The organism is Psychrobacter pasteurii (genome assembly GCF_900162815.1).
GTDB lineage: Bacteria > Pseudomonadota > Gammaproteobacteria > Pseudomonadales > Moraxellaceae > Psychrobacter > Psychrobacter pasteurii.
This window is the reverse complement of record NZ_FUGD01000006.1, coordinates 1-720: the sequence shown is the minus strand read 5'-3', so window position 1 is coordinate 720 and position 720 is coordinate 1. Positions and strand designations below refer to the sequence as shown.

General features: G+C 40.4%; 2 protein-coding genes. Both read left to right on the top strand.

Going from position 1 to position 720, the window contains the following annotated elements:
- Positions 1-273: IS630 transposase-related protein (locus A1232T_RS00040; protein WP_077447463.1), on the top strand; the 273-nt coding region annotated here is incomplete at its 5' end.
- Positions 236-720 (top strand): IS630 family transposase (locus A1232T_RS00035; protein WP_077447462.1); only part of this gene is annotated, 485 nt, incomplete at its 3' end. The genes A1232T_RS00040 and A1232T_RS00035, both read left to right, overlap by 38 nt.

Sequence of the window (720 nt, the reverse complement as noted above, 5' to 3'; positions counted from 1 at the left end):
AAGCTTGACGAAGGTTACAGTTATCGAGAGCTTGCCGAAGAATATCAAATCAGTACAACGACAATTCAGCGTTGGAAAAAGAACATTGAGCGTAAAGCTTACGTCTATACTGTTTACAAGGTGGATAGCGATCGTCTTAAAGCAGATGTTGAGCTTTACCCAGATGCTTATCAAATAGAACGAGCAAGACGTCTTAACTGTAGCCAAAGAAGCATCAGTCGTGCACTGAAGCGACTTGGTATTACTCAAAAAAAAGACACTGCATCATCCTAAATCAGATGAAGAAAAACGTCAGTTATGCGCTGAGCAGTTAGCCTGGTATGAAAAAGATAACCGTCCTGTCGTTTACTTAGATGAAAGTGGCTTCAAGGCACATGATTACAGACCTTACGGCTATGCCAAAAAAGGTGAGAAGTGCTTTGGCGAGCATAACTGGCAACTAAAAAACCAAACCAATGCCATAGGTGCTATTTACAATAATCAGTTATTCGCAGTAGGTCTTTACGACTGTAGTGTTAATAGTGATGTATTCCATAGCTGGGCTCAGCAACTGTTATTACCACAACTTCCCCTTAATAGCGTGATCGTTATGGATAATGCAACTTTCCATAAGGGCCTTGATATTCAAAAAATCATTGAAGATTCAGGACACACTATTCTATGGTTACCGCCTTATAGTCCTGACTTAAACCCTATTGAGCAAACTTGGGCTTGGGTTAA